General features: G+C 65.7%; 5 protein-coding genes. 4 read left to right on the top strand and 1 reads right to left on the bottom strand.

Annotated features, from left to right (window positions below; translation table 11 throughout):
- Positions 1 to 39 precede the first annotated feature (39 nt).
- A complete protein-coding gene (gene viaA / locus BN1132_RS00720) occupies positions 40 to 1,494 on the top strand; it encodes an ATPase RavA stimulator ViaA (RefSeq protein ID WP_042074163.1) in 1,455 nt (484 codons plus the stop codon).
- Positions 1,495 to 1,518: 24 nt separating this feature from the next.
- Here viaA and BN1132_RS00725 read toward each other — a convergent pair whose 3' ends face one another.
- Complete coding sequence (locus BN1132_RS00725; RefSeq protein WP_042074165.1) at positions 1,519 to 2,523, bottom strand: sensor domain-containing diguanylate cyclase; 1,005 nt, start codon at positions 2,521 to 2,523, stop codon at positions 1,519 to 1,521.
- A gap of 196 nt (positions 2,524 to 2,719) precedes the next feature.
- On the opposite strand from BN1132_RS00725, the gene BN1132_RS00730 reads away from it, so the two are divergent.
- From BN1132_RS00730 to BN1132_RS00740, 3 genes are all read left to right on the top strand, one after another.
- Positions 2,720 to 4,594 carry a GGDEF domain-containing protein gene (locus BN1132_RS00730; RefSeq protein ID WP_042074166.1) on the top strand — a complete coding sequence of 625 codons (1,875 nt, stop codon included), beginning with the start codon at positions 2,720 to 2,722 and terminating at the stop codon, positions 4,592 to 4,594.
- Positions 4,595 to 4,839: 245 nt separating this feature from the next.
- Positions 4,840 to 6,429, top strand: a complete 1,590-nt coding sequence (gene prfC, locus BN1132_RS00735) for a peptide chain release factor 3 (protein ID WP_157005270.1) — start codon at positions 4,840 to 4,842, stop codon at positions 6,427 to 6,429.
- Between the two features lie 168 nt (positions 6,430 to 6,597).
- Positions 6,598 to 6,936 (top strand): nuclear transport factor 2 family protein, encoded by a 339-nt coding sequence (locus BN1132_RS00740; protein ID WP_042074169.1) that lies wholly within the window; start codon positions 6,598 to 6,600, stop codon positions 6,934 to 6,936.
- Positions 6,937 to 7,025: the final 89 nt, after the last annotated feature.

Genomic DNA, 7,025 nt, shown 5'->3' on the forward strand with positions numbered 1-7,025 from the left:
GCGGGATGGCACCCTGCGTCCCCTGCACAGGGAGTGGGCATGCTAGAGATCGGCATGATGGATCTGGGGCTCCTCATCGGCGAGGGGGAGCTGGCGGGGGAGATGGCGCTGCTGCTGGCCTCCACCCCGAAGATCTCCGAGTTCATCAAGCGCTCTCCCCTGCAGGGCAAGCTGCTCAGGAGGCGGATCCAGCGCTGGGGCGAGCAGCTCGGCGAGGAGATGCGCCACAAGCCGGTGCCGGTGGCGCTGGAGCAGGAGTACCTGCTCTATCAGGCGCACCGCCTGCTGCCCCTGCCGGAGCTGGTGGGGCGACTGCCGGCCCTGCTGGAGGCCCTGGAGCAGCACAGCCCCTTCGCGGGGGATGCCCGCAGCCTGGTGCGCCAGATGCTGGCCCTGCCCACCGAGGGGCTGCGCCAGCTTTTCATCGAGAAGTGGCGCTCCAGCCTGGTGGGCAGCCTGCTGCAGTTGCAGCAGCAGATCGCCGAGGCGGAGCGGGAGAAGCAGCGCCAGGAGATAGAGGATCAGCTGCTGGCGAACCGGACCCTGGCCGATGCCCTGGATCCGCACCAGATCTCCGCGGGCGGCCTCTGGGATCTGGCCCAGGGCAGCTGGCACAAGCGCAGCCTAGTGCTGATCAAGCAATATGCCCGCATGTTGCAGCAGGAGCCCCTGCTGGCGGAGATCGCCGCCCTGCTGGGGCGCAGCGAGCGGGAGCGGCGCAGCGAGGCCAGGACGCTGCCGCCTGTGCCGGTGCACGAGCTGGAGGAGGTGCAGAGCGACGACGTGCCTGACGATCTGGTGGGGGTGCACCCGGCCAGCGATCTGATGCGCCTGCTGCCAAGTGAGGCGGTGATGCTGGCGCTGCCTGAGCTGGAGCTGGAGTTCTATCGCCGCTATCTGGAGCGGCGCCTGCTGAGCTATCAGTCTCGGGGCACGCTGCCACGGCAGCGCCTGATGCAGCGCTCCCCGGAGCAGGGGGGCCAGGAGGTGCAGCCACGCGGCCCCTTCATCGTCTGCGTCGATACGTCCGGTTCCATGGGGGGCTACCCCGAGGAGTGCGCCAAGGCGCTCTTCCTGGCCCTGCTCAAGGTGGCGATGAACGAGAAGCGGGGCTGCTATCTGATGCTCTTCTCCACCGAGGTGGCGACCCTCGAGATCACCGCCGAGACCGGGCTGGAGAAGGCGGAGCGCTTCCTCTCCATGAGTTTCCACGGCGGCACCGATCTGGTGCCCTGTCTGGAGCAGGCCCTGACCCAGCTGGAGGAGCCGGCGTTTGCCAAGGCCGATGTGCTGGTGGTCTCCGACTTCATCGCCCAGAGCCTGCCCCACGCCCTGCTCGATCGGATGAACGGGCGGCGGGCGCAGCAGACCCGGTTCCACGCCGTCGCCATGTCCCGTCACGCCAAGACGGCCATACTGCGGGTGTTCGACAACAGCTGGCTGCTGGATTGCGGCCTGCGCGGACGCCTGCTCAGGCGCTGGCAGCGCAGCTAGGGGCAGGCTGGCACCGTCTGGGGGTCAGACGCCGGGCCTGTGGCAGAGGCCCCGTTCGTTGACCTGTTCCTGATCCAGCAGGGGCTGGCCGCTCGGCTGGGCGATGTGGAAGCCGCGCTTGCCGGCGCGCTTGACCCGGTACATGGCCTGATCGGCCCTGGCCAGCGCCGTGCTGAAGTCGTCCTGGGGCCGGATGGCCGCAATCCCCATGCTGAGCCCCACCGCCGCCTCGCCGTTGGGCAGCTCGAACGGGGTGGCGATGGCGTCGATGCACTGGCGGGCCAGGTGGCTGGTGCGGGGATCCTCGCTCGGCCAGGGCAGCAGCAGCACGAATTCGTCGCCGCCGAGCCGGCCTATCTTCACCCCCTCCTCGCAGCAGTCGCGCAGCCGGCGGGTGAGGGCGATCAGCAGCTCGTCGCCGGCCCGGTGGCCCAGGTTGTCGTTGACCTGCTTGAAGTCGTCGAGATCGATGAAGCAGATGGCCTGGTACTCCCCGGAGAACTGACGGTGCAGGGCGGTGCGGTTGAGCAGGCCGGTGAGGGGATCCCGGTGGGCGAGCTGGGCGAGCTGCTGCTCGTACTCCTTCTCGTGGGTGATGTCGATGTGGGTGCCCATCACCCGGATGGGGTTGCCCTGGGCATCCCGCTCCACCACCCGGCCGCGGTCCAGCACCCAGGTGGTCTTGCCGTCCTTGGCGATCATCCGGTGCATCACCTGGTAAAACGGGCTCTTGCCCTCCAGATGGTCGAAGAAGGCCTGCAGCACCTGCTCCCTGTCCTCCGGATGCAGGTGTTCGCGCCAGACGTCGAAGTGGGCCGACAGCTCCTTGGGCTGATAGCCGAGCATGGATCCCCAGCGCCGGTTGAAGATGATGAGCTTGCCGGTCGGCACATGGTTCTGCCAGATGCACAGGCCGGTGCCGTCCATGGCGGCATCCAGCTTCTCCCGCGCGTCCTCGGCGATGCGCTTCAGACGCTCGTTCTCCAGCAACAACCTGTCGTAAGCCTCCCGCAGCTCCTCGTAGGTCATTCCTCATCCCTTCCCTGTTTGAAAGCCTATATAGTCGATGCAGACTTTCCTTCTGTAAAGAAGGGGATAGCGGGGGCTCTCGTCTGAAATGAGGAATTTTCTCGCCCTCCGGCGGCTGTGCGCCCGGAGACGGTGGGGATATGATGACAGCGGTGAGCGCGGCATCCGGGCCGGTAAACGGGGAGAGTGAATCTGCATGAAGATCCTGATGGGGTGTGGCCTGCTGCTGTGGCTGGGGATGACGCAGGCCCTGGCACAGCCACCGCGGCTCTCCGAGCCCGAGCTGCTGCGCGAGCTGCAGCAGCTGGAAGACGGCGGGCTGCCGGAGCGGATCTTTCGCGACCGCGTCGCCGTGCTGGCGGACAAGAAGCAGGTGTATCCGGAGGAGGTGCAGGGACGCATCGCTCGCCTGCAGTGCTGGGCCCAGCCGAGCGAGCGGGATGACGACTTCCTGCGCGCCGTGCAGTTTGCCGATCAGGGGCTGGACCGGGCCCGGGCACGCAAGGATAGGGTCACCGAGGCCGGCCTGCTCGCCTGTCGCGGTTACCACAGGCAGCTGCTCGGCAACATGGCCGAGGCCAGGCAGGATTACGACGCGGCCCTGACCCTGGCCCGCCGGCTGGGGGATGAGCGCCAGCGGGCCGACATCCTCAGCCTGCGGGGTGAGATGTTCGCCTACCAGGGGGATCTGGCCGAGGGGCTGATGGAACTGATCGATGCCCATCGCCGCTACGAGGGGCTCGGACTGGAGGGCAAGGGGCGCGAGGTGCTAACCCGGATCGCCAACGCCTACCGCAGGATGGGGCTCTATGAGCGGGCCGAGAGCTACTTCAAGGAGCTGGAGCACGACTACCGGGTCCTGGGGGATCGGGAGCATCTGGTGGACATCCACAGCCAGCAGGGGCTGCTCTATATCGAGACCGAGGAGTACGACAAGGCGCTGCCCCTGATGGCGGAGGCCGAGATCTACTACCTGGGGCAGCAGCAGGAGGGGATGCTGGCCTGGAGCCGGGTCGAGATGGCCACCCTCTTGCTCAAGCAGGGCAAGACGGCGCAGGCCATGGCCAAGCTGGAACAGGTCAAGACCCAGCTGCTGCGAGGGAAGGGGGCCGACAGCGTGACCCTGGGCCACTGGCACCTCATCATGGCCACCGCCCTGGACGCCATGGACAGGCCGGCCGAGGCGCAGCGACACCTGGACGAGGCCGAGCCCATCTTCGCCAGGGAGCAGAATCTGCGCTTCCTCGCCCGGGTCCACGAGGTGCGGGCCCGGGTGCTGGAGCGCCAGGACCGCATCCAGGAGGCCCTGGCCAGCCTCAAGACTTTCGTGCAGACCCGGCAGGCCCTGGAGCTGCGACTGCGGGAGCAGCGCTCTCTGCAGATGCGCTTCGAGTTCGATCTCGCCCGCAAGGAGCTGGAGAACCAGACCCTGAGATCCCGGCAGCAGTTGCAGGAGGAGAAGCTCAAGCAACTGCAGGAGCGCCGCTACTGGCAATACCTGGTGGTGACCCTGCTGCTGCTGGTGATGGGCATACTGGTGGTGCACCAGCGCGGCCGCACCCGCAAGATGCAGCGCCTCGCCATGACGGACGAGCTGACCGGCATCCACAACCGGCGCCAGATCCAGGCCAAGGGGCGCAAGTGGTTCACTCAGGCGCGGGAGGAGGGCAAGCCACTGTGCGTGCTGCTGCTGGACGTGGATCACTTCAAGAGGGTCAACGACCAGCTTGGCCACCAGGTGGGGGACAGGGTGCTCACCGCCGTGGCCCAGTGCATCGAGGAGCAGTTGCGCAGCCTGGACAGGGTGGGGCGCAACGGCGGCGAGGAGTTTCTGGTGCTGCTGCCGGACACCCGTCTCGACGAGGCCGCCGAGGTGGCGGAGCGGATCCGGCTCGCCGTCTCCCGCCTCGCCATCGAGGGGGTGCCGGCGGATCATCCCATCCGCATCAGCATCGGCTGCGCCCAATACAAGCCCGAGGATGACAACCTGGGCGAGCTGGTGCGCCGGGCCGACGAGGCCATGTACGAGGCCAAGCTGGCGGGGCGCAACCGGGTGGTGAAGGCCGCCTGACGCCGCCCGGGGTGGCCCCTCGATGCCGGGCTGGGTATTTTTCACTCGCGCGGGTATAATGCCGCGCAATTTTGCTTTGACTCAAGGCCAGACCCATGTAACGCAACGCTCTTCCCCGTTTCCACCGGCCGGTCCCCGACCCGCCCGCGTGGCGTTGTTGCATGCATGGGCGCCCTGACCCCAAGGTGCTGTCCCGCATTTATTCCCACGGTGGCCCGCGCCGCCGCCCAATAGAAGAACGTCGAATTATGTCAGCTGAATTTCTGAGTGAAGTCTCCAAGAGACGCACTTTCGCGATCATCTCGCACCCGGATGCGGGTAAGACCACCATCACCGAAAAGGTCCTGCTGTTCGGACAGGCCATACAGCGCGCCGGTACCGTCAAGGGCCGTGGCTCGGGCCAGCACGCCAAATCCGACTGGATGGAGATGGAGAAGCAGCGCGGCATCTCCATCACCACCTCGGTGATGCAGTTCCCCTATGCCGACTGCCTGGTCAACCTGCTCGACACCCCGGGTCACGAGGACTTCTCCGAAGATACCTACCGTACTCTCACTGCCGTGGATTGTTGCCTGATGGTCATCGACGCCGCCAAGGGCGTCGAAGACCGGACCCGCAAGCTGATGGAAGTGACCCGGCTGCGGGATACCCCCATCCTCACCTTCATGAACAAGCTGGACCGCGAAGTGCGCGATCCCATGGAGGTGATGGACGAGGTGGAGCGCGAGCTCAACATCATGTGCGCCCCCATCACCTGGCCCATCGGCTGCGGCAAATCCTTCAAGGGGGTCTATCACCTCTATAAGGACGAGACCTATCTGTATCAGAGCGGTCAGGGCCACACCATCCAGGAGAAGCGGGTGGTCAAGGGCCTGCACAGCCCGGAACTGGATGCCGCCATCGGTGAAGATCTGGCGGCCCAGCTGCGCGGCGAACTGGAGCTGGTGCAGGGGGCCTCCCCCGAGTTCGATCACGACGCCTTCATCGCCGGCGAGATGACCCCGGTCTTCTTCGGGACCGCACTCGGCAACTTCGGCGTCGACCACATGCTGGACGGCCTGACCGACTGGGCGCCGTCTCCCATGCCGCGCAAGGCCGAGAGCCGCGAGGTGGTGGCCACCGAGGAGAAGTTCTCCGGCTTCGTGTTCAAGATCCAGGCAAACATGGATCCGAAACACCGCGACCGCATCGCCTTTATGCGTATAGTGTCAGGGACTTACAGCAAGGGCATGAAGATGCGCCACGTGCGCATCGGCAAGGACGTGAACATCTCCGACGCCGTCACCTTCATGGCCGGTGACCGGGAGCAGGCGGAAGACGCCTTCGCCGGCGACATCATAGGCCTGCACAACCACGGCACCATCCAGATCGGCGATACCTTCACCCAGGGTGAGGATCTGAAGTTCACCGGCATCCCGAACTTCGCTCCCGAGCTGTTCCGCCGTATCCGCCTGCGCGACCCCCTCAAGCAGAAGCAGCTGCTCAAGGGGCTGGTGCAGCTCTCCGAAGAGGGCGCGGTGCAGGTGTTCCGCCCGCTCATCAGCAACGACCTCATCGTCGGTGCGGTCGGTGTGCTGCAGTTCGATGTTGTGGTGTCCCGCCTCAAGAGCGAGTACAACGTCGAGGCCATCTACGAGGCGGTCAACGTCGCCACCGCCCGCTGGGTGGAAGGGACCGACGTCAAGAAGTTCGAAGAGTTCAAGCGCAAGAACGAGGTCAACCTGGCCCTCGATGGTGGTGACAACCTCACCTACATCGCGCCGACCATGGTCAACCTGCGCCTGGCCCAGGAGCGTCACCCGGACGTCCAGTTCCGCCAGACCCGCGAACACTGATCACCCCGCCCGCACCCAGCGGGTGGCTGATGACCAGAGAGACCCCGCTTCGGCGGGGTTTTTTGTTATGGGGCGTTTCATTGGAAGGGGCGGCGATCCCCATCCGGGGCTTGATGCGTGAATAAAAATCAAGGATAAGTGATTTAAATTTCACTCGTGGAGAGAGGCATGTCCGTCACCCAACCCGTAGAGGCGCAGTTTGCCGCCTACAATGCCCACGACCTCGACGCCTTCGTGGCCTGCTTTGCCCCGGATTTCAAAGGCTACCGCATGCCGACCGAGACGCCGAGCACAGTCGGCAAGGGGGCGCTGCGGGCCTTCTATGCGGAGCACAGATTCAACAACCCGCAGCTCAAGGCCGAGCTGCTGTCACGCACTGTCATGGGCAACAAGGTGTTCGATCACGAGAAGATCCATGGCCTCTCCCCCGAGCCCATCGAGAGCGTGGCGGTGTTCGAGGTGGAGGCTGGCCTGATCAAGACCGCCTGGTTCTATTTCCCTTCCTGAATGTCCTCTCCCGCAGGGAGAGGACACCATCCGACGTCTGCCGGAAAAATCGCGGAATCCTGTTTTGCTCCCTTCTCCCCTTGCGGGAG

Source organism: Aeromonas sanarellii, from assembly GCF_000820085.1.
GTDB lineage: Bacteria > Pseudomonadota > Gammaproteobacteria > Enterobacterales > Aeromonadaceae > Aeromonas > Aeromonas sanarellii.

Bases quoted from the DNA above. Each gene is read 5' to 3' on its own strand.
- BN1132_RS00730 (WP_042074166.1), top strand. From the start codon at position 2,720: ATGAAGATCCTGATGGGGTGTGGCCTGCTGCTGTGGCTGGGGATGACG.
- BN1132_RS00725 (WP_042074165.1), bottom strand. From the start codon at position 2,523: ATGACCTACGAGGAGCTGCGGGAGGCTTACGACAGGTTGTTGCTGGAG.
- BN1132_RS00740 (WP_042074169.1), top strand. From the start codon at position 6,598: ATGTCCGTCACCCAACCCGTAGAGGCGCAGTTTGCCGCCTACAATGCC.
- viaA (WP_042074163.1), top strand. From the start codon at position 40: ATGCTAGAGATCGGCATGATGGATCTGGGGCTCCTCATCGGCGAGGGG.